Annotated in this window: 26 protein-coding genes; 9 read left to right on the forward strand and 17 right to left on the reverse strand. The window is 52.7% G+C overall.

The features are described from left to right. Window positions 1-3 precede the first annotated feature (3 nt). The 6 genes from folP to dacB form a co-directional block, all read right to left on the reverse strand. The gene (gene folP / locus NXS13_RS05980; RefSeq protein WP_259078812.1) at window positions 4-816 is read right to left on the reverse strand and encodes a dihydropteroate synthase; all 813 of its coding nucleotides are present in this window, start codon (window positions 814-816) and stop codon (window positions 4-6) included. Then, the gene (gene folE / locus NXS13_RS05985) at window positions 809-1,378 is read right to left on the reverse strand and encodes a GTP cyclohydrolase I FolE (RefSeq protein WP_259078809.1); all 570 of its coding nucleotides are present in this window, start codon (window positions 1,376-1,378) and stop codon (window positions 809-811) included. Before folE ends, folP begins: the two co-directional genes overlap by 8 nt. Beyond that, the gene (gene ftsH, locus NXS13_RS05990; protein WP_259078807.1) at window positions 1,375-3,888 is read right to left on the reverse strand and encodes an ATP-dependent zinc metalloprotease FtsH; all 2,514 of its coding nucleotides are present in this window, start codon (window positions 3,886-3,888) and stop codon (window positions 1,375-1,377) included. Before ftsH ends, folE begins: the two co-directional genes overlap by 4 nt. Window positions 3,889-4,207: 319 nt before the next feature. Beyond that, on the reverse strand, window positions 4,208-4,810 hold the full coding sequence (gene hpt, locus NXS13_RS05995) for a hypoxanthine phosphoribosyltransferase (RefSeq protein ID WP_259078801.1): 603 nt from the start codon (window positions 4,808-4,810) through the stop codon (window positions 4,208-4,210). A gap of 82 nt (window positions 4,811-4,892) precedes the next feature. After that, on the reverse strand, window positions 4,893-5,777 hold the full coding sequence (gene tilS, locus NXS13_RS06000) for a tRNA lysidine(34) synthetase TilS (protein ID WP_259078796.1): 885 nt from the start codon (window positions 5,775-5,777) through the stop codon (window positions 4,893-4,895). Between the two features lie 8 nt (window positions 5,778-5,785). Further along, window positions 5,786-7,054 (reverse strand): D-alanyl-D-alanine carboxypeptidase/D-alanyl-D-alanine-endopeptidase, encoded by a 1,269-nt coding sequence (dacB, locus tag NXS13_RS06005; RefSeq protein WP_259289492.1) that lies wholly within the window; start codon window positions 7,052-7,054, stop codon window positions 5,786-5,788. Between the two features lie 157 nt (window positions 7,055-7,211). Here dacB and NXS13_RS06010 point away from each other — a divergent pair, with 157 nt between their 5' ends. From NXS13_RS06010 to NXS13_RS06025, 4 genes are all read left to right on the forward strand, one after another. Further along, complete coding sequence (locus NXS13_RS06010; protein WP_259078791.1) at window positions 7,212-7,685, forward strand: inorganic diphosphatase; 474 nt, start codon at window positions 7,212-7,214, stop codon at window positions 7,683-7,685. 94 nt (window positions 7,686-7,779) lie between these two features. After that, window positions 7,780-8,070, forward strand: coding sequence for a rhodanese-like domain-containing protein (locus tag NXS13_RS06015; RefSeq protein ID WP_259158415.1), 291 nt, complete (start codon window positions 7,780-7,782; stop codon window positions 8,068-8,070). A 417-nt stretch (window positions 8,071-8,487) separates the two neighbouring features. Further along, entirely contained in the window at window positions 8,488-8,628 is a 141-nt protein-coding gene (locus NXS13_RS06020; RefSeq protein WP_259289493.1) for a hypothetical protein, read from the forward strand. A gap of 138 nt (window positions 8,629-8,766) precedes the next feature. Next, complete coding sequence (locus NXS13_RS06025) at window positions 8,767-9,246, forward strand: MarR family winged helix-turn-helix transcriptional regulator (protein ID WP_259078788.1); 480 nt, start codon at window positions 8,767-8,769, stop codon at window positions 9,244-9,246. On the opposite strand, the gene ppk2 is transcribed toward NXS13_RS06025, so the two are convergent. The 4 genes from ppk2 to groL form a co-directional block, all read right to left on the reverse strand. Then, on the reverse strand, window positions 9,243-10,139 hold the full coding sequence (gene ppk2, locus NXS13_RS06030) for a polyphosphate kinase 2 (protein WP_259078784.1): 897 nt from the start codon (window positions 10,137-10,139) through the stop codon (window positions 9,243-9,245). The two genes, NXS13_RS06025 and ppk2, sit on opposite strands and share 4 nt — an antisense overlap. Before the next feature lie 149 nt (window positions 10,140-10,288). After that, window positions 10,289-10,456, reverse strand: coding sequence for a hypothetical protein (locus NXS13_RS06035; protein WP_259078780.1), 168 nt, complete (start codon window positions 10,454-10,456; stop codon window positions 10,289-10,291). A gap of 60 nt (window positions 10,457-10,516) precedes the next feature. Then, window positions 10,517-10,702, reverse strand: a complete 186-nt coding sequence (locus NXS13_RS06040; protein WP_259078778.1) for a PorH family porin — start codon at window positions 10,700-10,702, stop codon at window positions 10,517-10,519. 601 nt (window positions 10,703-11,303) lie between these two features. Next, entirely contained in the window at window positions 11,304-12,947 is a 1,644-nt protein-coding gene (groL, locus tag NXS13_RS06045) for a chaperonin GroEL (RefSeq protein WP_259078775.1), read from the reverse strand. A gap of 219 nt (window positions 12,948-13,166) precedes the next feature. Here groL and NXS13_RS06050 point away from each other — a divergent pair, with 219 nt between their 5' ends. Beyond that, complete coding sequence (locus NXS13_RS06050) at window positions 13,167-14,543, forward strand: dipeptidase (protein ID WP_259078773.1); 1,377 nt, start codon at window positions 13,167-13,169, stop codon at window positions 14,541-14,543. Between the two features lie 49 nt (window positions 14,544-14,592). Here the strand turns inward: NXS13_RS06050 and NXS13_RS06055 are convergent, their stop codons facing one another. The 4 genes from NXS13_RS06055 to NXS13_RS06070 are packed head-to-tail and all read right to left on the reverse strand — an operon-like array spanning window position 14,593 to window position 17,071. Further along, on the reverse strand, window positions 14,593-14,976 hold the full coding sequence (locus NXS13_RS06055) for a hypothetical protein (RefSeq protein ID WP_259078772.1): 384 nt from the start codon (window positions 14,974-14,976) through the stop codon (window positions 14,593-14,595). Continuing rightward, window positions 14,977-16,116 (reverse strand): glutamate--cysteine ligase, encoded by a 1,140-nt coding sequence (locus tag NXS13_RS06060; protein ID WP_259078771.1) that lies wholly within the window; start codon window positions 16,114-16,116, stop codon window positions 14,977-14,979. A 4-nt stretch (window positions 16,117-16,120) separates the two neighbouring features. Next, complete coding sequence (locus NXS13_RS06065; RefSeq protein WP_259289494.1) at window positions 16,121-16,828, reverse strand: LytR C-terminal domain-containing protein; 708 nt, start codon at window positions 16,826-16,828, stop codon at window positions 16,121-16,123. Between the two features lie 3 nt (window positions 16,829-16,831). After that, on the reverse strand, window positions 16,832-17,071 hold the full coding sequence (locus tag NXS13_RS06070) for a DUF3263 domain-containing protein (RefSeq protein WP_259078769.1): 240 nt from the start codon (window positions 17,069-17,071) through the stop codon (window positions 16,832-16,834). A 17-nt stretch (window positions 17,072-17,088) separates the two neighbouring features. Between NXS13_RS06070 and NXS13_RS06075 the strand changes: the two genes are divergently transcribed. From NXS13_RS06075 to NXS13_RS06090, 4 genes are read left to right on the forward strand one after another with little or no spacing between them, the layout of a single operon-like run. Continuing rightward, a complete protein-coding gene (locus tag NXS13_RS06075) occupies window positions 17,089-17,694 on the forward strand; it encodes a peptide deformylase (RefSeq protein ID WP_259078768.1) in 606 nt (201 codons plus the stop codon). Then, entirely contained in the window at window positions 17,694-18,587 is an 894-nt protein-coding gene (locus NXS13_RS06080; protein ID WP_259078767.1) for a hypothetical protein, read from the forward strand. The genes NXS13_RS06075 and NXS13_RS06080 overlap by 1 nt, the downstream gene beginning before the upstream one ends. A 38-nt stretch (window positions 18,588-18,625) precedes the next feature. Beyond that, window positions 18,626-19,381 carry an exodeoxyribonuclease III gene (locus tag NXS13_RS06085; RefSeq protein WP_259078766.1) on the forward strand — a complete coding sequence of 252 codons (756 nt, stop codon included), beginning with the start codon at window positions 18,626-18,628 and terminating at the stop codon, window positions 19,379-19,381. Continuing rightward, window positions 19,378-20,835, forward strand: a complete 1,458-nt coding sequence (locus tag NXS13_RS06090) for a phospholipase D-like domain-containing protein (RefSeq protein WP_259078765.1) — start codon at window positions 19,378-19,380, stop codon at window positions 20,833-20,835. The genes NXS13_RS06085 and NXS13_RS06090 overlap by 4 nt, the downstream gene beginning before the upstream one ends. Before the next feature lie 37 nt (window positions 20,836-20,872). On the opposite strand, the gene NXS13_RS06095 is transcribed toward NXS13_RS06090, so the two are convergent. The 3 genes from NXS13_RS06095 to NXS13_RS06105 form a co-directional block, all read right to left on the reverse strand. Next, complete coding sequence (locus tag NXS13_RS06095) at window positions 20,873-22,042, reverse strand: multidrug effflux MFS transporter (RefSeq protein ID WP_259078764.1); 1,170 nt, start codon at window positions 22,040-22,042, stop codon at window positions 20,873-20,875. A 163-nt stretch (window positions 22,043-22,205) separates the two neighbouring features. Further along, the gene (locus NXS13_RS06100; protein ID WP_396125072.1) at window positions 22,206-22,973 is read right to left on the reverse strand and encodes a multidrug ABC transporter permease; all 768 of its coding nucleotides are present in this window, start codon (window positions 22,971-22,973) and stop codon (window positions 22,206-22,208) included. A 6-nt stretch (window positions 22,974-22,979) separates the two neighbouring features. Continuing rightward, window positions 22,980-23,921, reverse strand: a complete 942-nt coding sequence (locus NXS13_RS06105) for an ABC transporter ATP-binding protein (protein WP_259079000.1) — start codon at window positions 23,919-23,921, stop codon at window positions 22,980-22,982. Window positions 23,922-24,932 lie beyond the last annotated feature (1,011 nt).

The raw sequence follows: 24,932 nt of genomic DNA on the forward strand, positions 1-24,932 counted from the left end.
ATACTATTGTGCTCCTGTCCATTGGGCAGCCACTTTTATGGCCGCTACCGTAGGGGCGATTGCATGAACTCGGAAACCCCAGGCACCTTGCGCTGCGGCAAGTGCTGATACCGCTGCCGTTGCTTGATCCAGATCGGTACCCAAAGCGGCGAGGAAACGCTTGCGGGAGGCGCCGATGAGAACCGGATAGCCCAGAGCTTGAAGCTCTCCGATATGGTGCAGCAAACTCCAATTATTCTCCGGTGTTTTGGCAAAGCCTAGGCCTGGATCAATGCAAATATTGTCCGCTCGAATACCTGCGGCCTGTGCTGCACGTACGCGCTCTCTCAGGGCGGAACTAACCTCAAGGGCGATATCCGAGCTATCACTATGGGCGGTGCCAGCGGCATCTCCAAAGCGCTCCGTTTTCCAGTGCATCAAACAGATGGGAACCCCTGCCTCGGCCACGATCTCAAACATATGAGAATCGGCGAGGCCTGCAGAGACGTCGTTGATCATATGTGCACCTGAAGCGATAGCTGCCTGGGCTATATCTGCGCGCATAGTATCAACCGAGATGGTAAAGTCACGGCGCGCTAATTCTTCGACGACAGGAATGACACGGTGATATTCTTCATCGGCAGACACTCTCGTAGCACCTGGTCTGGTGGACTCGCCTCCGATATCGACGATATCAGCACCGTGAGCACGCATATTTTCCGCGTGGGCAAGCGCGGACTCTATATCGAGGTAGTGACCGCCGTCGGAGAAACTATCCCGGGTGATATTGAGAATGCCCATCACTGCTGTAGGGAATTGCTGGAAAATATTAGCCATGGATAAGACTCAGCACCTCAGCTCGTGAAGCCGCGTTCTTCTTAAATCCACCCCGCACAGCCGATGTGGTAGTAGATGCACCCGGTTTTCTAATTCCTCGCATGGACATACAGAGATGCTCACATTCTAAGACCACAATGACCGATTGGGCTCCGAGTTTGTCCACCAGGGCATCGGCTACCTGGCTGGTGAGACGTTCTTGAACTTGCGGGCGCTTGGCGTAAAGATCCACTAATCGGGCCAGCTTCGATAGGCCAGTCACTTTGCCTGACTCCCCTGGAATATACCCTATATGGGCCCGTCCAAAGAAGGGAACGAGGTGATGTTCACAGGTGGAGTAGATAGGGATATCTTTGACTAAGACAATTTCCCGATGGTCCTCGCTGAAGGATTTTTCTAAAACTACTGTGGGATCCTCATACAGCCCCTGAAAAATCTCCTCATAGGCGCGCGCCACTCGTGCAGGTGTTTCTTTAAGTCCTTCGCGATCAGGGTCTTCCCCGACCGCAATAAGTAATTCTCTCACCGCCTTCTCCGCGCGTATACGGTCGAATGAACTCATGGGAGTGGTTCACCTTCATCACGGGTGGTATCCGGCTCTTTATAATGTCGTCCCGAGGTGCTTGGTTGCGCAATTTCAGTGGCCCGAGAAACCGGGTATTCCTCGTCTGGAGTTTCATCGTGGGCCTCATTATCGTCCCATGAATTCTCGGGGCGTTCTCGTTCCGGCAACCTAAAACCAATCTCTACTTCGGTCTTCTTTGCCTCTTCTAGGCCGTAATGATCCAAACCAGGGTGGCGTCCAATCTCGTTGTCGTCCGCTGTCAGTTGACCGCTTACCGATTCACCATTTTGGGCAGGCTGGTTCTCTCGATCCGGTGCAGCGGCTGCAGCATAAGGATTATGGGCAATATCGCCTGGGATGACCCAATCAGCTGGTGGAGGCGTCCCCCCATAACGTCGTGGCAGATGATTCTCATCCTGAGCTAGGTTGTTATCGCTATGGGGTGCTTTATCCCAGGGACGCACGGGGACGGAATTTCTCTCCGGGTTAAAACCTTCGGCTTTTCTCTTTGCGGCGCGCTCGGCCCGAGCCTTTTTTGAGGCATCCACGATACGGAAGGGTTTCGGAGGTTCTTCCCCGCGCTCGAGAGCTATCTCGGTGGGTGTTTTAACGGGTTCACGGCCTAGCTGACGGGGGAAGCGATCGTCTTCACCGGGGAAGACCTCCCCCACATCGCGCGGAGTGATGCCGCTGAAAAGAGCCTCAAGATCGGGGCGCCTGAGTGTTTCCTTTTCGAGCAATTTCTCCGCGAGCTTGTCCAAGTAGTCTCGGTACTCACGCAGAATTCCATAGGCTTCAGCGTGAGCCTTATCCATAAGATATTTCATCTCTTCATCGATCAGCGCTGCTGTTGCCGGTGAATATTCAAGGGATCCTTGGCCAGGGCGGCCGGAGAAGGGGTCGCCTTGTTCGTCTCCGTATTTCACTAGTCCCAGTTTCGGACTCATACCGTATTCCACCAACATCGATTTAGCGATTTTGGTAGCCATCTCTATATCAGCGGATGCACCCGTCGTGGGTTCCCCAAAAACTAATTCTTCGGCTGCACGACCGCCCATAGCAAAGACCAGACGGGCATAAAGTTCATCACGGTTGTACATGCCCTTGTCATCTTCTTGGGCTGTCATTGCATGTCCCCCGGTCTTGCCGCGGGCCAAAATTGTCACCTTATAGACGCGCTCGATATTCTTGAGCGCCCACGCGGCGAGCGTATGTCCACCCTCGTGGTAGGCAGTCACCTTCTTTTCCTTCTCGGAAATAATCTTCGAGGAGCGGCGAGGCCCCCCTATGACGCGGTCGGTCGCTTCTTCCAGCGCATCTGCAGTGATCACATTGCCGCCCACACGAGCGGTCAAAAGGGCTGCTTCGTTTAAGACATTGGCGAGATCAGCGCCTGACATTCCAGCGGTTCGACGAGCCAAGGCTTTGACATCGGCGTCATCTGCAAAAGGTTTTCCTTTGGCGTGAACGGCAAGGATCTGTTCGCGACCCTTGAGATCCGGATTAGTCACCGGAATCTGCCTATCAAAGCGGCCGGGGCGTAAAAGAGCGGGATCTAAGATATCGGGTCGGTTGGTTGCCGCCATAATAATGACACCTTCGCGGTCCCCGAAACCATCCATTTCTACGAGCAGTTGGTTGAGTGTTTGTTCTCGTTCATCGTGGCCCCCTCCCATGCCAGAACCACGCTGGCGGCCTACGGCGTCAATCTCATCGACAAAGATAATACAGGGGGAATTTTCCCGTGCTTGTTTGAACAGGTCCCGTACCCTTGAGGCACCAACACCCACGAACATCTCAACAAAATCGGAGCCTGAGATGGAGTAGAAGGGTACGCCAGCTTCGCCAGCGACAGCGCGCGCTAAGAGGGTTTTACCAGTGCCCGGTGGGCCGTAGAGCAAGACTCCGCGCGGAATCTTTGCGCCCACTTGCTCGTAGATCGAGGGGTCTTGCAGAAAATCCTTGATTTCTTGCAGTTCATCCACGGCTTCTTCGGCGCCTGCCACATCATCGAAGGTATTGGTTGGCATATCCTTAGTGAGCTCTTTGGCCTTAGAGTTGCCGATCCCAAATAAGCCCCCGCCGCCTTGCATCCGGCCCATCATCCAGATGATGAGGCCGAAGACGATCACCATCGGTAGGATATAGCCCAACATTTGCAGGAGAATGCTGTCTTGAGTGACATTGGTGGTGAATTTCTCAGCACCACTTTGATCCACCGCCTTAAAGATCTCGGGGCTGGTACGCGCAGGGTACTGCGTCAGGATCTTGGTAACGTCTTTTTTGCCCTCATATTCAATGGGCTCAACTAACTCGAGGCGTAGGCGCTGTTCGCGATCATCGATAGTGACCTCTTTGACATTCTTCTCAGTAAGCTGTGCCAATGCCACTGAGGTCTCCACTTTTTGGAAACCTTGGGTACTGGAGCCAAATAGGGTCAGAAGATACAGCATGATCAATGCCACTGCGGCGAGAGATCCAAAGCGGAGGAATTTCTTGGTGTTCATAGATGCATCGGTTGATCACTCAGCCATGAGCCAGGTGCTGTGAGCTGATGGGAAGTGGTGAAAAACCGATCCCTTTCTTGTGGTGTGCGGTCCTTAGAAAAAATTCTTGCTCGCTATCGTCTGGGAGATAGCAGATGCCCGTCTATCAATAGGTATAACGTTAAAAAGTAGCCTAATAGTTCCAGACACTTCACAGGCACCCGCGAGTACTCACAAGCACTTGAGTTAGCTGGAAGTGAGATCGCTCCCCTGAGCGAAATTCCCTTTGGGAACGTTTAACAGGCGTGGGTACCCAGTATGCCCTTTTGACAGGGAAGTTTTAGGACTGATCGCCACCGTTATCGGGGAATAGTCGAGGCTGCAAGGTGCCCACATAGGGTAGATCTCGATAGCGCTCAGCAAAATCGAGGCCGTATCCGATAACAAACTCATTGGGTATATCGAAGCCAACGTCGAAAAGCGAAATATCGACCTTCACAGCTTCGGGCTTGCGCAGCAGGGTGACTACTTCGAGGGATTTAGGCTTGCGATTATTCAGATTGCGCAGCAGCCATTTAAGGGTCAGCCCGGAGTCAATGATGTCCTCGACGATCACTACATCGCGGCCTTCTATATTGCGGTCTAGATCTTTTAAGATGCGCACCACTCCGGAGGATGTGGTGGAATTTCCATAAGAGGACACCGCCATAAATTCACACTGAGCGGGAATTGAGAGCGCCCGAGCGAAGTCGGTAAGGAAAAAAACGGCACCTTTGAGCACGCAAATCAGGACGATATCTTGGTCACTATCTCGGTAGTGCTCTGAGACTTTATCGGCCATCTCTTGGATTCGAGTTTTCAGCTGTTCTTCGCTGATTAACACCGCTTCGACATCGGCACCATAGCGGTGAGCTGGGACGTTAAAGTCCTTGATCAGTTGCATAGACACTTTCCTACATTCTGCAAATAAAAGGCGATACTACCTTTACAAAGTGTGCCACGTTTAGCGTGAGTATTCCATTCTTTTATACGTGCTCGATAATCAGATCAGCGCCGCGCCGGCGAATCTGGATTGCACCGCACGCAACCGCCCCTTGACCATGCCAGCGCATGATGAGGGCGTTTATAGCCTCCACAGTTGTGGCATTGACGGTGCCTCCATATTCATAAACCAAGCCCCGAATGCTAGCGAGGCGCACTGGGGTAGCCAAATTTTGCAGCGTGGAAATATCTGTGGTCACAACCGCCTGCTGACGAATAAACTCGTGGTTCACAGCCACGTGGTGTGCAGCGTGAGCGAGATTGTCAATCACTCGATCGCCTGCAAGATCTTTAAATAGCGGCAGCAGCTGATAGCGCAACCGGGTACGTAATAATGTTGAGTCGTGGTTCATCGGGTCTTCCCAATACTCCAACCCCAGTTCGCGACAGGCCCCTTCGGTTTCTTCTCGACGCAGACTTAAGAAGGGCCGGCGTACCTCTCCGTCAGGGAGCATTCCGGAGGCATGTCCACGAATCAGTGCCATCAGCAGAGTTTCGGCTTGGTCGTTGGCGGTGTGGGCCACCCAAATTTCGGTGCCGTATTCTCTTAGAGCCTGATAACGCGCGGCTCGGGCTTGGGCTTCAATATTTCCGGGTGCAACAACGACACGGCGCACCTCCGCGGGGATGCCCAGGGCTTCAGCTTGGGTGGCGGCGCGGGCAGCTTGAGTATCGGAATTGAGCTGCAGACCGTGATCGATGCAGATGGCTCTTGCTGCTACTCCCTCCGCTGCCGCCGCAGCTACTAGTGCCAGACTATCTGCACCACCCGATAATCCGATGACGGGCTTGAGATCTTTAAAGGGTCGCACCGCTTTGCGGCAGAGCAGAAAATGGGGACTCTTATCAGGCCAAAAGGGCGTAGACACAATCTGGGCTATCCTTGCGCCCGCAGATCGCTCAACAGCTCATCCATGGCGAGGCGTCCTTCTAATACGTCGATATCATTGCCAATAATGGCGAAAGAGTACACGGTATTTGATGCACCCTGAACGATCCCCGCCAGGGAGGCAACGTGATCGAGCGTACCTGTTTTAGCACGTACCCATCCCCGCCCGGCTAAATTCTCATAGCGCGTCGCGAGGGTGCCGGTCCCACCGGCGACGGGGAGGGTAGATAGTAGGGGCCGTAATTGTTCCAAATCCGTGGCGGCACGGAAGACGATATCCTCAAGCAGCGCACTCGGAATGCGGTTATCCACCGATAGCCCCGAATTGTCTACGAGCCTTATACCGTCCAGATTGAAATAAGGCGCGAGGACCTCTTGGGTCTTTTCCACTGGCCTTACAGGATCGATTTCTCGGGCAATGGCTTCAGCCATGACATTATCCGAATCCTCCATCATTCTCTCGAGACGTTGCTCTAGGGGCGCGGACTCGTGGCGGAAAATCTCCGGCAGAGTGTCGACGTTTGTTAGCGTGGTTAGGCCAAAGGTGTCCACCCCTACCCGGGCGGCCACTTCTTGGGCTACGTCGAGCGCAGGAGTGTGACTCCTCGGTACGTAGCCACTTTCTGCCCCTAATCGCCCTTCATTGATCATGACCGATTGGATGGGGGCTACAAATCCGCCATCAATATCCCTTGGATCCCAGCCTGGCATGAATTCTGGTGCTCTAAAGGCGGAATTATCCACCAAGATGGCCCGCACCTCAGGCAACTGTGAGGTAATCGCTTGGGCCATCTCATCCAAGTCTGCAGCCCTTAAACTAACATCACCCGCTCCTTTGATGACCGCGGTATGTTGGTCTTGGGCTACTACGGAGGTGCTGATTGTTTTCTCCGGTCCGAGTGCGATAAGAGCTGCCGCCGCGGTGAGCATCTTCGCGGTGGACGCAGGTTTGAGAGCCAAAGCAGCGTTTTTATCCACAACTACATCACCTGTTGCTGTATTACGCACCTTGAAACTGGCTGTACCCAAGCGAGGATCGTTGAGGAATCTATCGACAAGGCGCAGCTTCGCTGGGTCGTATGTGGAGTCACTTAGGGCTGAGATGGGGATAACTTTAGGGTTTTCTAAAGGATTGGCGTGCGTGGGGGCGTCATAGTAAAGCTTATTGCGCTCGTTGACGATGACTGCCGTACCAGCGGTTGCTCCCACTACCACGGTTGCTGTTATTGTTGCGATCCACCATTGTGCTTTTTTCATTTGTTCTCAAATATAGTCCACTGGCTGTGACATCGGGTAGATTTGTTGTGCTCACTGAACCGTCGCCTGCCACCCTGATGCTCAGGCGTGGGGTAGAATATCGGTCGTTGTCATATTCGTTGAGACTAAGGTCTTTACATAAGGAGTGGAGAACTCTATGAGCGTGGAAGTAACCATCGAGATTCCTAAGGGATCGCGTAATAAATACGAAGTCGACCACGAGACCGGCAAGGTCTACCTCGACCGCTACCTATTTACCCCTATGGCCTACCCACTAGATTATGGCTTTATTGACCACACGCTGGGCGAGGACGGCGATCCTCTTGACGCCCTAGTAATCCTCCCTGAGCCGGTATTCCCTGGCGTTATCGTTACTGCCCGCCCCGTAGGCGTATTTAAGATGACCGACGAAGCTGGTGGCGACGACAAGTTGCTGTGCGTAATCGATGATCCCCGCTGGGCCCACATTCAAGATATTGACGATGTGAGCACCTCGCTGAAGGATGAGATCGAGCACTTCTTTGTGCACTATAAGGATCTGGAGCCTAATAAAGACGTCACTGGTTCTGGTTGGGGCAATAAAGCTGAGGCCGAGAAAATCCATCACGAAGCTATCGAGCGCTTCAAATAATCTCACCTCATAAGGCTTGCACTAAGGGGCCTTATCTCTTCGACTCCGAAGGGATAGGGCCCCTCGTGCTTGGTAAAGGAGGTAGCATCAAATTATGCGTGAAATTACCGTGAGGGAAGTCCCTCAGAACTGCCAGCTTATCGACGTCCGCGAGGCCGATGAATTTGCGGAAGTCCGCGCCCGAGGCGCGGTGAATATTCCTATGTCTGCGATTAAGGAGCGATGTGAGGAGATCGATAAAACAAGTGAGGTTTATGTGATCTGCAAGGCCGGCGGACGGTCCGCTCGGGTGGGTGCATTCTTAGAAGCACAAGGATTCGATGTTATCAATATCGCTGGTGGCACAGACGCATGGCTTGCCGCCGGACTGGATATCGCATCTTAATCTTCGCTACAGTTACCTACTAGGACCTGAGCCCCGCGTGGCTCAGGTTTTTTGTTGGAAAAACAGACATTCGGACATATATCGGGCATATCAACGCCCAAGTCTCAACGCTGTTATGAAAATCACACTGGCCTATCCTTTGACTATTATCACACTAATCAAGTAGTCAGTAACCCATATTTCTTCATACTATTAGATACCAACAGGTGTTTTAGCTGAAAAATTATGCAAGGGTGGAATTTATTCCGTTCTTGTGCCCTAGCCGCACACGCTCAATGGCACCCCTTCCGATTAGTTTTGTTTTGCCCTTGCTTTCCCTCCACAGAAGGTGCACTATAGGTCTTAACGGCAGCAGAAAGGCTGCGGCCGGGAAAACAAAAACTACTCTTAATACTCGAAGGAATGAGTTAAAAAATCATGAGCAACGGCAACGGATTCCTCTCAAACTTGATATCCGGCCTTCCATTTGTATCCTCGCACTCTGATGACGAGGGTTCGGCTCCAAGCATTCACAATACGATGGCCACCTCTGCTGCCACCATGCAGCATATGTTCTAATTTAAAAAGTTAAGCCCCAGATAAAACATAGTTTTATCTGGGGCTTTTTTCGTCCACTGACCGGTCAATAGTATCCACATATAGTATTAGGCTAAAAAATAGCAACACTCCCAGCATGCTCACAGTATGATAGGTGTCATGCCCACATTCGAAATCCCCACCGCGCTGCTCGAGTCACCCTCGTTCCAGCTGGAACGACTGCGTCGACGCACTCGCGATATCATCGAAGCCGGCCTCGTGGACAAAGAAGTAAGCCTACGCGAGTTTTGGGTCCTTTCGTGTTTGATGAACACCAATGCCACCAGTCAGACCGCGCTGTGTGAGTTACTAGCAGTAGATGCTTCCGATATGGTTCGTCTCATCGATGCCCTGGAAAAGAAGAAGTGGGTCAAAAGAGAACGAGACGCAAAGGATCGCCGCCGCCAAATTGTTAGGGCGACGAAAAAAGGTCGTAAAGCCCAAGAAGAATTGGCCACCATTGTTAGTCAGGCCGAACACACCGCTTTGTATGAGTCCACACATAAGCAGTTAAAGCACTTGCGGCGCCTGGCCCACGCCATCATTGATGCTGAGCTCAGCGACGCACAGAGCACTCTGGATGAGAACAGTCTTCATTAGTCGCCAATGCGATCTCGCCCCCGCATAACGATCAGGGGGTCTGGTTCACCAACCACGTCATAATCCTTGTTGGTATATTCAAATTTGCTCAAGATATAACGCATGGCGTTTAAGCGAGCCCGCTTCTTGTCATTCGAGCGAATAGTAATCCATGGGGACTCATCGGTGTCGGTATACCTAAACTGCTCTTCCTTCGCTTGGGTATAGTCGTCCCAGCGATCTAAGGAAGCGAGATCCATAGGCGAGAGCTTCCATTGACGCACGGGGTCAACTTGGCGAATAGCGAAGCGCGTGCGCTGCTCTTTTTGTGATACGGAGAACCAAAACTTCGTTAGTGATATGCCAGAGCCGAGAATCATATTTTCCAGCATTGGAACTTCGCGCAGAAATTCTGCGTGCTGCGACTCGGTACAAAACCCCATGACGCGTTCTACTCCCGAGCGGTTGTACCACGAACGGTCAAAAAAGACGATCTCGCCGGCACTAGGAAAGTGCTCAATATACCGTTGGAAATACCAGGAGGTCGATTCCCTCGGGGATGGCTTCTCTAGGGCCACCGTGCGTGCACCACGGGGATTGAGATGCTCGTTAAAGCGCTTAATGGTTCCACCCTTGCCGGCGGCATCCCGCCCCTCAAAAAGAATGATATGGCGCTGACCCGTATCCTTGGTCCAGTTCTGCCATTTGAGGAGCTCAATCTGTAATTGGCGCTTTTCATGTTCGTATTCTTCGCGGGTAAGACGCTCGGAATAGGGATAACCTTGACGCCACGTATCAACGGGTGTTCCATCCGGTGCTAGGAGGACCGGATCATCCTCATCGGTATCGTCAACGATATAACCCTCGGTGGCAGCGAGGTCGATGACGGGCAGGTCATTATCGTTATCAGCCATATACAAAGCATACCCCGCACGCTCAAATATTGCCCATGATTACTAGCCTGATAATCGATAATATACGCATAAAAGAAGTCCGCATTCTCACGAATGCGGACTTCTTTTATTTAAAGATATTAGCTGCTCTATAAGTCAGCCCATTCAGCTTACTTGAGGAAGCTGAGCAGATCGCTAACGCGACCGAGGTGCTTAGCGAGAGCCAAGAAGATGTCGATGAGGCCACCGATGAGGCCTTCGTTGGAAAGGCCGGTCCACTGCGTGATGGCCTCGGTGAAACCTTCGTATGCCTTTACTGATGCTTCGCTCTTGTTCATTTAATTCTCCTGAAATTTTGAGAGGTGAAAGATTTATTTATGAGGCAGGATGCCTAGCTACTATTCAGCAGCAGCCTTGGTAGGAACCTCGAAGTAGCCCTTGGTCTCACCAGCGAGGCTCTCGATGTTGTAGAAGAAAGAACCGAGGCTCTTGAGGAAGCCTGGGAAATCCTTGAAGAGGTTACCGAGGGCTTCGACGAACTTCTTGAAGTTGTTGAACTGATCGACGATCATAGAAACATCCATGAAAATCTCCTTGTGTTGAAACTGACCGTGAGTCAGTTTGTGAAGCGGATATGTCGTACACCCCTGATGAAGCGGTGTCTCTGAAACTATTGTGCCACAGGATGAGCAATCTACAAATCAAGTTGGTCATAAAGTTTATCCAGCCTGCAAAGATCTCGGTAGGTTCACCTACGTCTCACCGATTAGGCTAAAACTTTATCGACCCGAACATATTGGGTCTCAACTGGGTTTATAAGGTTTACTCACGCAATGATTATAAAGATTTACTCCCCCAACCGTAACGCAGAAGATGCTGGCCACGATAACGCTCCACACTGTGGCTCACCGCGAAAAATTAGTATGAATATTATTCTCCAATACCCCTTAGCGGGGGTGCAATATCCCAGCTAGACGTTCCACACTAGCTCCATCACGTCGCCGAGAATATGAGCAGATTGCTGGGACAATAGGGGGAAATTGCCGGCGTCTAGCACCTGCCTTACCCTTAACTGCAAGAGATGCGAAATCTAAGAGCACTACACGAGTGCATTCCTTGGGGTTTGACAGCACAAAAAGACGCCGTAGAGTCAACCCCTACGGCGTCAAAAGAGCTTTCTAGAACTTAGAAGCCCATGCCACCCATCTCATCGGCACCTGGCATTGCAGGCGCACCAGCAGGCTCAGGCTTATCCGCCACCACAGCCTCAGTGGTGAGGAAGAGTGCTGCGATAGAAGCAGCATTCTGCAGTGCGGAACGGGTTACCTTTACCGGATCGTTAATACCGGCTTCCATGAGGTCAACGTATTCACCGGTAGCAGCGTTCAGACCCTGACCGGAAGGTAGACCAGCAACCTTATCAGCCACCACACCTGGCTCTAAGCCGGCATTGTGGGCGATTTGCTTGAGCGGAGAAGAAAGCGCCTCACGCACAATCTTCACACCTGTAGCTTCATCGCCCTCGAGGCCCATATCAGCATCGAGAACATGCGCTGCCTGCAGCAAGGCTACGCCGCCACCGGCAACGATACCTTCTTCGACGGCTGCCTTCGCATTGCGAACGGCATCCTCAATGCGGTGCTTGCGCTCCTTCAGCTCAACCTCGGTAGCAGCGCCAACCTTAATAACAGCCACGCCACCAGCGAGCTTAGCCAAACGCTCCTGCAACTTCTCACGATCATATTCGGAGTCGGAGTTCTCAATCTCAGCGCGGATTTGGTTGACCCGGCCTTCGATCTGCTCCGCAGAACCAGCGCCCTCAATAATGGTGGTCTCGTCCTTGGTAACTACCACCTTGCGTGCGCGACCCAACAGCGGCAGATCAGCGGTTTCGAGGGACAGACCCACCTCTTCAGCGATAACCTGACCACCGGTGAGAATAGCCATATCTTGCAGGTTGGCCTTCCTGCGATCGCCGAAGCCGGGGGCCTTGACGGCTACCGACTTGAAGGTACCGCGAATCTTATTGACCACGAGGGTCTGGAGAGCCTCACCCTCGACGTCCTCTGCAATGATCAGCAGTGGCTTGCTGGCGCCCATAACCTTTTCCAGCAAGGGGAGAAGATCCTTAATATTGGAGATCTTGCCAGATACCAACAAGATATATGGGTCCTCCAATACTGCTTCCAAGCGCTCCATATCAGTAGCAAAATATCCGGAGATATAGCCCTTATCAAAGCGCATACCCTCGGTTACTTCTAGGTCCACACCGAAGGTATTGGACTCTTCAACAGTGATAACCGATTCTTTGTTGAGCTTGCCGCCGCCCACTGCGTACATTGCCTTAGCGATCTGGGCACCAATTGCAGGATCAGCAGCGGAGATACCAGCGGTAGCAGCGATCTGCTCTTCGGTCTCTACTTCCTTGGCGTTCTCCAACAGTTTCTTGGTCACCGCATCGACGGCCTTCTCGATGCCGCGCTTAATACCCATGGGGTTGGATCCAGCTGCAACATTGCGCAGACCTTCGCGCACCAGGGCCTGGGCCAGCACGGTGGCAGTGGTGGTGCCGTCGCCAGCGACGTCGTCAGTCTTCTTAGCTACTTCTTTAACGAGCTCAGCGCCGATTTTCTCATAGGGATCTTCGAGCTCGATCTCACGAGCAATGGAGACACCATCGTTGGTGATGGTAGGGGCACCCCAGCTCTTCTCGAGCACGACATTGCGGCCCTTGGGCCCCAAGGTAACCTTGACAGCATCAGCGAGGGTATTGAGACCCTTTTCAAGGCCGCGACGGGCTTCTTCATTGAAGGCAATAATCTTTGCCATAGTGCTTGTTCTCCTTAGAAACGCTTACGTTTTTCGAACCTTTATCTAGCACTCGTGGTAGCTAAGTGCTAATTACGTTCTAGCAGTCAAACTACCACGAGTGCAAGAAAATTCGCTCGCAGCGAAGTCCAAGTTAAGTCCAATCGACTCATATCTATACTCCTACACGGATAAGCGCCGGATGGAAGGTACGTACCTTTCATCCGGCGAGTGACTAGAATGACCCCCATGATAGAAAAATCCACCATTGCACGCGTTCGCACCTATATTGAAGGTCAACGCGAACTCATCTGGGCTGACCTCAAAGCCCTCACCTCTTTCAATTCCGTCCACGGCATCACCGATCTAGCTGCCGATCACGCCCACGCCGGCCAATGGGTGCGCGAACAATTGGAATCCCTCGGCTTGGAAGTCACCGCCTATAAAGAGGAAACGCACTCCCCCATATTTATTGGCACCAAGGAGGCGCACGATGGTGCGCCTACCGTGCTGCTCTACAGCCACTACGATATTGTCCCAGCCGGTAATCGGGAACACTGGGACTCGGATCCTTTCTCCCTCACCGACCGGGATGGCCGCTGGTATGCTCGCGGCGCCGCGGACTGCAAAGGCAATATAGCCATGCATTTGGCCGCGCTACGCGCCGTCCGGGAATTCGGTGGGACCAACGCGGGTCTGATCGTTTTGCTTGAAGGGTCAGAGGAGCAAGGTGGTGCTGAGCTTTCAGCTCTCTTAAGCGAACGCCCCGACCTCGTCACTTCCGACGTGATCCTCATTGCCGATTCAGGTAATGCCAGCGTTGGTGAACCGACATTGACTACCTCACTTCGCGGCGGTGGCCAGATCGATCTACGGGTGGATACTCTGAAAACTCCCGTCCACTCCGGCTCTTTCGGCGGTGCCGCCCCAGATGCCACCGCTGCATTGATCAGAATTATTGATTCCTTCCGCGATGAGTTTGGGCGCACCACGATTGATGGTGTGGACTGTACCGCCACATGGTCAGGCGCTAGCTATGATAAAGATACTTTCCGCTCCGATGCGGGCCTCCTTGAGGGCCTTGAGGTCATGGGCACCGAGGACGACAACCCAGCCGATATGGTGTGGGCGCGCCCTGCAATTTCAGTGACCGGATTCAGCTCCACGGAGGTAGCTGAGGCCGTTAATGCTGTACCTGCTACTGCCGCCGCGCGCCTGAATCTTCGTGTGCCCCCGGGACTCGACGCTCACGACGTGGCCGAAGCCGTAGCTGCTCATGCCCGCGCGCACGCTCCGTGGGGAGTCCACCTTGACGTGGAAATCAGTGATATCAACCAGCCGTTCTCCGCGTCGGTCGACGGGCCCGCAGTTAAGGAATTCAGCCAAGCTCTCTCTGGCGCCTACGGAGATCGGAAAGTCAGCTATATCGGCTCGGGTGGCTCCATTCCGCTATGTACGGAACTCATGGAGATTAACCCCCATGCCGAGCTCACACTCTTCGGTGTAGAAGAGCCGCTGTGCACCATCCACTCCCCCAATGAATCAGTCGATCCCAATGAAATTCGCGATATTGCGATCGCCGAAGCAAGTTTCCTCCTAAGCTACGGGAAGAATTAGGATAAAGGCCTTGAAGAGCCACTCTCTTCAAGGCCTCTTTCGTTTGCTCTTAGGAGTTCGAACTTAGCAGCGCGAGCAACTCAGCGTCATCGTTGACCTGGTGGAAAGCAATTTGGGTAGGAATCACAGCCTTGTCGCGGAATATAAACCTCGGCAGTTTTAAGAGCTGAGACGGGTAATGATAGATATATAACTCCCGGAAGCGCTCCGGGGAGCGCTCCTTCAAAAGCTGAGCTAAAAATCCGCTCAAGCCGCGGGCTACTATATGGATCTCTCCGCGCACTTCGTGTTTATCCAAGAAACGCTCGACCGCGCGGGCTTGTTCGCGTAGGGGGCCAGGGCTAATGGGAGCGATTTTGATAGGGTGCAGCTTTTGTACCAGATCAGTAAAAATATCTGGTCGCTCACGTGGATCGTGCAGGAGGAGAAACATTTAGACCGGTTTTGGTGATTGGTGCGGTTGGTGTAATTCGGCTACGACCATATCCATCGCCGCATCCCAGGAACCGGTGCGTTGGTAGAGCTTTCGTTGGCGTTGATAAGAAGCTCCCGTCGCTATGATCGTGCGGATCCCTAGCAGCTCTTGGTCACACTGTAACTCACGAGCCAGTGGTAACAGCTCCGTCACTAGGGCTTCTAATTCCTCGGTCACTGGGCGTACTGAGGCGTCTTCATCAACGATCAACTCGGCCTCTAAGCCGAAACGCGCAGCACGCCATTTATTGTCTGCCACCTGCCACGACTTCAGAGAAGGTAAGGTCTCGCCGCGCTCAATCATGCGGTCGAAGTGCACGACGAGGCAGTGCGCTAAAGCCACGGTTGCAGCCAACTCAGGGAAATTAGTAGGGGCATCGCACGCCCGAATCTCAATGGTCCCCCATTTACCCGAGGGACGGATATCAAGATGCATGGTACCGGTTAATTCAGTTACCCCAGCCCGCTCTTGGTCGTTCATAAACAGTTCCCATTCCGACCAGTTAGCAAACTGATAGGGCAGACCTGCAGTTGGTAGTTGCTGATATAACATGGTGCGATTGGACGCATAACCAGTATCGCAGCCTTCCCACCCTGGACTCGATGCAGTAAGCGCCAAAAGATGAGAGTACTTAGTCATGAGCGCGTTAATAATGGGCCACACGCGCTCCTTATCGGATATTCCCACATGTACGTGGAGACCCCAGATAAGCATCTGTTTGCCCCAGAATTGGGTGTATTCCACCATCTCGCCGTAACGGCCCTTGGTACTTACTTCCTGATCTAAATAGTGAGCGATGGGGTGTGAGCCAGCAGCCCACAATTCGAGCCCCCGCTCGGTAGCGGCTTCACGCACCGCACGCAGACCTACATCCAGATAGTTCACGGCCTCACCAACGGTTTGGCAAACGGGCGTGACAATCTCGACCGTATTTTGGAGGTATTCCAGCTCGAAACGAACGTCGGTACAGCGCTCACGAGCCTGCTCGGCGATTTCTTCAGCTATAGGCACCAGCTGGTAGGTCTGTGGATCCATGAGAGCAAGCTCCCATTCGACCCCGAGAGTGGGGTGCGCCGAGGCATTGAAACGTTGCTGCATATACCTAGCGTATTTCCTGAGTCAGGACCACAGTGAGCGAACCAGGATCCTTGTATTCTTGAGGTAGATCAGCGGGAGCAGGTGCCGCGTTAGCACCCAGCTTTTGAGCAAGCTCGCGGGCTCCGGCCTCATTGTCGGTGTAGTAAACCGTATTCTGCGGGGCTACGAGCTGGCTCTCGGGAAGATTTCCCACTTCACCAACTTTGAATCCAACGTCATTGACTCGTATTTCCACACGGCCCGCCAACCCTGGTATGAGAGAGTTATTCAACACATTTACTGGCGCGGCTGGAGCGGGCGCCGGTGCAGGAGCTGCGGGCGCTGGTGCTGCTGGAGGAGCAGCTGGGGTTCCGGGGTCCACGGCTCCAGCAGTCCCACCCCGTGGGGTGGCCGGGGCTGGGGTTGCTGGTGCAGCCTCTCCTATATTTTCAGCCCAAGGAACCGGGGCTGGGGTTGCCTCAGACTTCTCCTTGTAAGACGTGTCAGTCTTTTTTACTGGAGCAGGGGTGGTTGTTTCCTTTCGGGCTACGGGTTTCCCGGCAGTCTTATCGGTGTCCGCGACGGGGTATGGAGCTGCCCAGTTATCTAAAGAATCCGAGCGATTGAGCTGGAATACTCCCCACGATGCGAGGAGAAGTGCCACTGCAATCAAAATCATGGCCATTCCGCGCAGGGGAAGCGTCTGACTGGTCTCTTTGTCCATCACATTCATATCCTAACTCGTTGTACCTGAACGCTTGAATCTCTCTTCATCCCTAGTATCCCTTAACCTGCGCAGGCGCGCAGTCAGGAGTGGATATTCTTGCATCATGGCTGGCTGATCAATAATTTTATTCAAAAGTTGATAATACCTAATCGGGCTCATTCCCAATTGCTTTCTAATCGCTTCTTCTTTGGCCCCAAGACTCCGCGGTGCTTGTTGCTCGAAAGCAAGTAGATTACGTGCCTCATCCATGTAATACACTGTATTGCATGACTGTTCGACCTATCGTTATATATGGTACCCCCGTCCTGCACGCTCCCACGGAAACTGTTACCGAACCCGTCTCTGAACTGCAGGAATTAATCGCCGATATGTATGAAACCATGGCGGTTGCACGAGGAGTAGGCCTAGCAGCGAACCAGATCGGTGTGAATAAACGCATCTTCGTATTCGACTGCCCCGATGACCAAGGTGTCTACCACCGTGGGTGCTTTATCAATCCTGTGCTGGAAACCTCCGATATTCCTCTCGGCATGCCAGAAACTGATGGGTCGGATGATGAGGGATGCCTGTCGCTGCCGGGTCTGGGCTTTCCTACTGGCCGCGCCTCATGGGCAAAAGTCACTGGTCTTAACGAACAGGGCGAAGAGGTCAGTATGGAGGCCACTGGTTTCCTAGCGCGGTGTTTCCAACACGAAGTGGGCCACCTCGATGGCTTCGTCTACGCCGATGTACTCGTCGGGCGTTGGAAGCGTGCCGCTAAAAAAGCTATCAAGGCTGAGGGTTGGGGTGCTCCCGGCTCCACATGGATGCCTGGCGAAGATGTCGATCCCTTTGGACACGATGATCTCGACGAGGAATGTGACGAGAACTAATGTCTTTTATCTTTAGGTCCGACTCCCCTGCGGTAGGCGAACGCATCGTCTTGCGTCGTGCTGTGGCCGGGTCTTCGGAGTTAGAGGCTCAAAAAGCGCATACCGATATCATTGGCCATGTCGTCGAGATCAACCAGGGGCACTCAATCACGGTGCGCCCCCAAAAGGTTGGCGGTTATATTTCCTCCAAACCGGTCATCACAGTGCCGTGGGAGGAAGTGCATATTATCAAGAAGTTATCCCCACGTACCGTAAGAAATGCAGATATCCGCGCTCTGGAGTCAGCTTATGCACACAGCGTTGCTTGCGAATATCACACCTGGTCTACCAACAGACAATGGCTCATGCGCGCGGGGAGCCACCACGGCTTAGCCTTCGAATCGGCCATCCCCCTTGGCCCGTCAGCAGCTTTTGGCGAGGTCCCCGTGGCGGACATCCAGGCCTTCTCCCAACACCACGGGGTGCCGCCTCGCGTGTGGCTACCAGAACGGATAGGCAGGCCCGCCGAGCGCATGGTGAAAGATGTCGGACCAGAGATTATCGCCTTAGTACAATCGCTGCACCCGCTCAACGCGGATCGCGCAGCACCCGAGGAGTCTGCGCCTATTCGGCACACCGTGAGGATCGAAACGGCGGACAGTGAACTAGATCTTTGTGCCACTGGGGTGGTCGTCCATGGTTATTTGGGTATTTTCCTCCCCGAAGTAGCGCCACACGACCTAGCTAAAAGCCAGGTGGACGCGGCGATAGCAGCTATCATATCGTGGGGCTCGAGCGTGCAGGCGCATACGGCCTATTATTATATGCACCCAGGTTACGAAGCCCTGCTATCGGTCTTCGAATCCCTGGGTTTTTATGAGCATCACCGGTCGCGGGTGGGAGTTTTGGGCTAGCAGCGCATATCCCTCGTAGAAGGGTTAAACTCTTGGTTATGCGAGTTGCTAATTGGAATATAAATTCGGTGCGTACTCGGACCGAGCGGGCACGCCAGTTCCTAGACCGTCACGATATTGATATCTGCCTGCTGCAGGAAACGAAGTGCACGGACGAGCAATTCCCCTATGATGCTTTCCCCGACTATGAAATCGCCCACTGTGGTTTTGGCCAATGGAATGGGGTAGCCATTCTCTCACGGGTCGGTTTGGATGATATCCAATATCATTTCCCTCATCAGCCCGGCTTTGCCAAAGACCCCCTTGCAGCTCAAGAGGTTGAAGCACGCGCTATTGGCGCCACCTGCCAAGGAGTTGAGGTGTGGAGTCTCTATACACCTCACGGTCGAAGCATCGCCGATGCCCACTATGACTACAAACTGCGATGGCTTTTTGGGTTACGCAACTATGTCGACACTACCTCGGGACCGCTTATTTTGGGTGGCGATTTTAATGTGATCCCCCGCGATGAGAATGTTTGGTCCGTTGCTGCTTTTGCTGGTAAGACCCATATTACGGAACCCGAACGACAAGCCTTCTTTGCGCTAATCGACGCCGGTCTCGAGATAGCCTCGCCCCAAACGGGTTATTCGAATTTTGATTACAAAGACTTCCGATTTGAACGCAACGAGGGTTTGCTCATTGATTTCCAGCTCAGCCGAGATTTAACTATTGGCGATAGCTTTATTGACTTAGACGAACGGCGTGGCAAGGGGGCTTCTGATCATACCCCGGTGGTAGTTGATTATCGGTGAATCTAGACCTCGGATCGTGGCAGACCATCCTGCTCATTATTGATTATTCGATCAAAATTATCGCCATTGGTTTCGTACCCGAGGGTCGGCGCCCCTCATCCTCGACTGCATGGTTGCTTGCAATTCTTGTGCTGCCCTATATCGGGTTGCCGCTCTTTCTCTTAATGGGCTCACCCTATATCAATAGGCGACGCCACGCCGTACTCGAAGAGGCAAATAAGCGCTTCTCACAGCGAAAACACATCAGTACTGTTCCCACCTTGATCCCCGAATTGGCATCTATAGTTAGCCTGAATAAGCATCTCACCTCCATGCCCTTGGCGACAGGGATCAATTATGGGGTGCACTCTTCTTTCCACGACAGTTTGAAACGCATGACCAAAGCGGTCGATAATGCGCGCGAAAGTGTGCACGTAGAAATCTATATTGTCGCCTGGGACGAGGAAACTGATGCGTTTTTCCAGGCACTCAGGCGCGCAGTCGAGCGCGGGGTTACCGTCCGACTCCTCTTTGACCACGTGGGGTCGTGGAAATATCCAGGTTATTTCTCTTTAGGCAAACGCCTCGACGCTATAGGCGTGAGATGGCATGTCATGTTGCCGCTGCGCCCGTGGCGGTGGCGATTCCGGCGCCCCGATCTACGCAATCACCGCAAAATTCTCATCGTTGATGGTCACCGCGCCTTCTTAGGGTCGCAAAACCTTATTGCACCGCACTATTTATTGCGCAAGAATCGCCGTGACGGGCGCGAATGGGTAGATATCATGGTGGAAATGGGTGGGCCCATCGTTACTGATATCAACCATATCTTCGCGGTGGATTGGTATCTTGAAACTGAAGAATTATTAGAACTGCCCGAGAACCCCGCTCCAACCCCCGGCGCGGATCACGTCAATATTATGCAGTTAGTGCCCTCCGGCCCAGGTTATGAAACCGAACCTAATCTGCGGATGTTCAACTCGATTATCCACCAAGCAGTGGACCACATTGTTATGTGCTCCCCCTATTTCATTCCCGACGAATCCCTCCTCGAAGCGGTCACATCAGCATGCTACCGCGGGGTCACCGTCGATCTCTTGGTTAGTGAAAAAGGGGATCAATTTATGGTGGCGCACGCTCAATCCTCCTATTACCAGGCTTTATTGGAGGCGGGAGTCAATATTTACCAATATCCAGCGCCCTTTGTGCTGCACAGTAAATTTCTCCTAGCTGACCCATTATCCGAGAATTCCTTGGGGGTATTCGGCTCCTCAAATATGGATATGCGCAGTTTTGGCCTTAACTACGAGATCTCAGTAATGCTCACTCACGGCGATATGATCGAGGATCTCCACGAGATCGCCGTACAGTACCGAGATGCATCTATACCCCTGACCCTGGACGAATGGAATACTCGGTCTCTAGGCAGGCGCTATATTGATAATATTATGCGCTTGAGTTCAGCTCTTCAGTAGCAAATAAGAATAAGCATGATTAATGTGCACGTAGGTATTACGCGCTGATTGAGCGACGTCCCAAACTAGATAGGCACAACGCTCCCGTTGCACACACCGCCATAGACGCCACCATCATAGCGGGTGGATAGCTCCCAAGAGGCGCAATGGCGGAGACAAGCCCTGCCATAAGAAATTGCCCGCACCCTAAAAGCGCACTGGCTGAACCAGCTCGAGCACGCACCGCACCGAGGGCGATGGTCGTGGCATTACCCATCACCACCGAAAGTGGAGCGATAGCGAAAAACAGCGCTGCAAAAAGCACAAAATGATGAGCCCTAACCAATCCTGCAGTGCTGAGAACCCCCACAGCGAGGAGCACAACCACGAGGGCGCCTCGCAGAATTGAGCTCGGAGGATAGCGATCAAGCAATTTAGTGTTGATGAAGCCACCTGACATAAGGCCAAGGGAATTTATGGCAAAAACCAAGGCGAAGATCTTAGGGGAATATCCCATGATCTGCTGGATAATGATGGAGGCGCTGGAGATATAGCTAAAAAGAGTACCAAAGCCGAGAGCAAAGCTCCCGCAGAAGAAGAGGAAAGTTCGGTTACGCGCCACTTCGCTGAAGGCGCTGATATTAAAGGGTGTGCGGGCACTAGGGGGTCGGGTTTCGGGTATGAAGAAAATAACCACCATCATTTGTAGAAAGGCTATAGCCACGAGCACGAGGAAGATCCCGCGCCACGACATGAAATCGATAAGAAAGGCACCTACTACGGGAGCCAGGGCGGGTGCGATCCCACCAACGATCATCATCCAGCTAAAGGCCTTCGCGGCGGCAACCCCTTCCATCAGATCAGGAATGACAGAGCGGGCGAGGACTACGCACATTCCGGCACCGATACCCTGGAAAAATCTGGCGGAGATAAGCATTCCAATGGAAGGGGCGAATGCACAACCTATAGCGGCAACGAGGGCTATACCAGCGCCGGCGATCAGAAAGCGCTTGCGGCCGTAGGTGTCACTTAGGGCTCCTACACCCAGTTGACCACAAGCCATCCCAAGCATGAAGGAGGAGAGAGTCCATTGCACTTTTGAGGTGGCCAGCTCCGCGGCCACCTGGGGCAGCCCGGGCAAATAGAGGTCAATAGAAAAGGGGCCTGACGCTGTTAATAGTGCCAGGGCAAACAGCAAACCGAGAGAAATCGTAGACGTTTTTTGCATCAAAGCCTCAAATTTTCAAGTTGAAGGGATACCGCTGGAAGTGAGAATCTCTATATAACCCTGTGTAAATCTCAGCTGATACTAGGGAAGGGTACCCTACCAAAATTATAAAGCCAGCCCCTGGTGGAAAAGGGGCTGGCTGAGTTTGGGGCTACGAATCGTACTAGGCGTCTCGCAGCTTCACCATAACGGTGCCAAGGATGAGGATGGCGAGCGACCATACCGCAAAATAAAGACCCGAACCTTGGTAGCCCCACACGATATCCTGAATATCCGTGCGCTGTACAAAGGCCTGCATATTCGACATGGGACCGTATTTAACGACCCACGGACCGATTTTCGGCAGCAGCCCCACAATATTCTCCAAGGCAAGGATCCACATCGACATGAGCGCAACCGCGCCCGCAGTTTGGCGCACGATAAGGGCAACGCCCTGAGAGAAGGTCACCATGAGAACGATAACTAACGGCAATACCCACATGAGACGAAGGGCATTATCATCCGACCACACAATGAGCGTTTTGCTCGCCTCTTCACTCGCAGCCCACTTGGCGATATAGAAACAGCTGATAGTGGTGATAAAGGTCATCACAGCCGCAAAGAAGCTGTAGACGAGCCACTTAGCTACAACCACTTGGATGCGCTGCGGGGTGGCGGCAAAGGTGACCGAGGCATAATTGTGGCGGTACTCAGCGGTAAACACCATAATTGCTTGGATACTCACGATGAATAAACCAAAGGTATTAACAGCTAATACTGCGGCGCTGGCGTAGAGAATGGGAATATTAAATAGTTGTGGCTGTGGGACGGTATTCCACCCCATCAACGCAGCTGTTCCTGCACAGAGTGCAAAAAAGAGCGCAGTAGTCCAGTAGATGGCTTTGGTGCTTATTAGTTTGGTCCACTCTGAAAAAATCGTTTTGAGCATAATCTTTTCCTATGATCCTTCCGTTTGCTGAACGGTCACGGTGGACTGATACTGCACAGCGTCGCCCGTCATGCCCATAAATGCTTCTTCCAGGGATGCCCGCTGCTGGGTGAGTTCCTGGATGAGGTGCCCGTAGGAAAAAGCCACAGCACCGATATAGTCGGTAGTCTGATCTGGAACCAGGAAGATATCGCGACCTTCTTCGTCCTTGCTTTGCATATATTTGATTCCCTCCTCATCGAGATTGGAAGCAAATTCCTCGCTGCGTTCGGTGCGAATTTTCACTGAGGCTGCGGAGTGGCTCTTAATAAAGTCATAGGTAGATTGATCCGCGACCAATTTACCCTTGCCAATGACAATGAGGTGATCGGCGGTTTGTGCCATCTCGCTGAGTAAGTGCGAAGACACCAGAACGGAACGTCCCTGCGCAGCAAGCGAACGCAATAATTCGCGTACCCAGTGGATGCCCTCGGGGTCGAGACCGTTAACAGGCTCATCAAGAATTAGAATCTCGGGGTCACCCAGGAGTGCCCCGGCAAGGCCCAGGCGCTGCCCCATACCTAGGGAAAAACCGCCGGCTTTTTTCTTCGCCACGCCACCCAGGCCCACAATATCGAGGACCTCTTGAACGCGTGCAGTAGGAATACCATTCGCTTGGGCGATCCACTTGAGGTGATTATAGGCCGAACGATTGGGGTGCACAGCCTTAGCGTCGAGAAGCGCACCGACAGTCCCCAAGGGGTTCCTCATAGACCGGTAGGGCTTACCATTTATCAGCGCGGAGCCCGAGGTGGGATTATCAAGCCCGAGGATCATCCGCATTGTGGTGGATTTACCGGCACCGTTGGGTCCGAGAAAGCCGGTTATGATCCCCGGCTGGACGTCGAAGGATAAATCGTCGACAGCAAGGACATCACCATATTTTTTGGTTAATCCGCGAACTTCAATCATTCTTGCCATTCTTTCATACTCTCGCGCACCGCGTCCCAACTCCCCTCAAAAGGCGGGGGATAGGTGCGGTGTGCGACCTTTATCAAGGGAATAATTCTAGCGCCTGGGCGCCAATGTGGGGAATAAGACCTCGGCATTCAGGGAAATGACGATCCACTCAGTTGTACTGCCTCCTCGCACAAGCCAAGAGATTCTGTCCTTACCTGCCTGTGGAGGGAGGAGTCAGCAATCGTGTTAAGAAGGGTCGAAACTTAGCTACGAGGGTGGATGCGCGACGACGGATGTCGTGCCGCGAAAGAAATGCGAAGACGCCCAGGGAGTTGTTGATCCGGAAAATGGTGATAGAAAACCGCTGAGATCGCTGTGGGAATTTAAGACAATTAAATCGGGGAGTAGCGCTCTACGAGAAACAGATTCCGATTTGGAGTTAACGACTAGAGGGGGCTAGAGCCGGATATGATCAGCACAGTCACCGGTTCAAAGCTAGCTAAAGTTGTTGCGTGGTAACGTCACCAATTTTGTGACTTTTACACTATAAACTTCTCTCACCATCCCTGAAGTCGAATTTCTCAGACAACAAGCATATTCTCGACAAATCTATCCACATGGTCGCAAAGTATGAATACAGAGGCCATCAAGCGCATTCTGGGGTTATTGAATACCTGCTGCTGAAGGTGGCTCTACACTGGCCATCGTTAGGTACCGAAATTGCAAACGATAGGTTCATCGGAGTCCCCAGTATCCACTGTGGCGACCGAAAAGGATTTTCTGAAATCGCCGAGTCAACGACGATTTGTGTGACGTATCTATATCGCAGCGAATTATGAGGATATCATGGTAGCCGCAGATCAGTTCAAGGCCAGGGAAATGGGAGAGGTACTCGTCGCTGGGAAAAGTTCAGCAGGTGCTTGGAAGAGTTCCGTGCCATCTTTTGATTCTGCCTATGGCCGGAAAGGTAGTGGGTGCCACAATATCCGTCTAGTCTAGAAACAGCATGACATACAAAATCTC

The sequence above is a fragment of the Corynebacterium sp. ES2730-CONJ genome (assembly GCF_024834055.1).
Taxonomy (GTDB): domain Bacteria; phylum Actinomycetota; class Actinomycetes; order Mycobacteriales; family Mycobacteriaceae; genus Corynebacterium.

What these genes read in the sequence shown, in the direction of transcription:
- folP (WP_259078812.1), bottom strand. Translation starts at nt 816, where the DNA reads ATGGCTAATATTTTCCAGCAATTCCCTACAGCAGTGATGGGCATTCTC.
- folE (WP_259078809.1), bottom strand. Translation starts at nt 1,378, where the DNA reads ATGAGTTCATTCGACCGTATACGCGCGGAGAAGGCGGTGAGAGAATTA.
- ftsH (WP_259078807.1), bottom strand. Translation starts at nt 3,888, where the DNA reads ATGAACACCAAGAAATTCCTCCGCTTTGGATCTCTCGCCGCAGTGGCA.
- hpt (WP_259078801.1), bottom strand. Translation starts at nt 4,810, where the DNA reads ATGCAACTGATCAAGGACTTTAACGTCCCAGCTCACCGCTATGGTGCC.
- dacB (WP_259289492.1), bottom strand. Translation starts at nt 7,054, where the DNA reads ATGAAAAAAGCACAATGGTGGATCGCAACAATAACAGCAACCGTGGTA.
- NXS13_RS06010 (WP_259078791.1), top strand. Translation starts at nt 7,212, where the DNA reads ATGAGCGTGGAAGTAACCATCGAGATTCCTAAGGGATCGCGTAATAAA.
- NXS13_RS06015 (WP_259158415.1), top strand. Translation starts at nt 7,780, where the DNA reads ATGCGTGAAATTACCGTGAGGGAAGTCCCTCAGAACTGCCAGCTTATC.
- NXS13_RS06020 (WP_259289493.1), top strand. Translation starts at nt 8,488, where the DNA reads ATGAGCAACGGCAACGGATTCCTCTCAAACTTGATATCCGGCCTTCCA.
- NXS13_RS06025 (WP_259078788.1), top strand. Translation starts at nt 8,767, where the DNA reads ATGCCCACATTCGAAATCCCCACCGCGCTGCTCGAGTCACCCTCGTTC.
- ppk2 (WP_259078784.1), bottom strand. Translation starts at nt 10,139, where the DNA reads ATGGCTGATAACGATAATGACCTGCCCGTCATCGACCTCGCTGCCACC.
- NXS13_RS06035 (WP_259078780.1), bottom strand. Translation starts at nt 10,456, where the DNA reads ATGAACAAGAGCGAAGCATCAGTAAAGGCATACGAAGGTTTCACCGAG.
- NXS13_RS06040 (WP_259078778.1), bottom strand. Translation starts at nt 10,702, where the DNA reads ATGGATGTTTCTATGATCGTCGATCAGTTCAACAACTTCAAGAAGTTC.
- groL (WP_259078775.1), bottom strand. Translation starts at nt 12,947, where the DNA reads ATGGCAAAGATTATTGCCTTCAATGAAGAAGCCCGTCGCGGCCTTGAA.
- NXS13_RS06050 (WP_259078773.1), top strand. Translation starts at nt 13,167, where the DNA reads ATGACCCCCATGATAGAAAAATCCACCATTGCACGCGTTCGCACCTAT.
- NXS13_RS06055 (WP_259078772.1), bottom strand. Translation starts at nt 14,976, where the DNA reads ATGTTTCTCCTCCTGCACGATCCACGTGAGCGACCAGATATTTTTACT.
- NXS13_RS06060 (WP_259078771.1), bottom strand. Translation starts at nt 16,116, where the DNA reads ATGCAGCAACGTTTCAATGCCTCGGCGCACCCCACTCTCGGGGTCGAA.
- NXS13_RS06065 (WP_259289494.1), bottom strand. Translation starts at nt 16,828, where the DNA reads ATGAATGTGATGGACAAAGAGACCAGTCAGACGCTTCCCCTGCGCGGA.
- NXS13_RS06070 (WP_259078769.1), bottom strand. Translation starts at nt 17,071, where the DNA reads ATGGATGAGGCACGTAATCTACTTGCTTTCGAGCAACAAGCACCGCGG.
- NXS13_RS06075 (WP_259078768.1), top strand. Translation starts at nt 17,089, where the DNA reads ATGACTGTTCGACCTATCGTTATATATGGTACCCCCGTCCTGCACGCT.
- NXS13_RS06080 (WP_259078767.1), top strand. Translation starts at nt 17,694, where the DNA reads ATGTCTTTTATCTTTAGGTCCGACTCCCCTGCGGTAGGCGAACGCATC.
- NXS13_RS06085 (WP_259078766.1), top strand. Translation starts at nt 18,626, where the DNA reads ATGCGAGTTGCTAATTGGAATATAAATTCGGTGCGTACTCGGACCGAG.
- NXS13_RS06095 (WP_259078764.1), bottom strand. Translation starts at nt 22,042, where the DNA reads ATGCAAAAAACGTCTACGATTTCTCTCGGTTTGCTGTTTGCCCTGGCA.
- NXS13_RS06105 (WP_259079000.1), bottom strand. Translation starts at nt 23,921, where the DNA reads ATGATTGAAGTTCGCGGATTAACCAAAAAATATGGTGATGTCCTTGCT.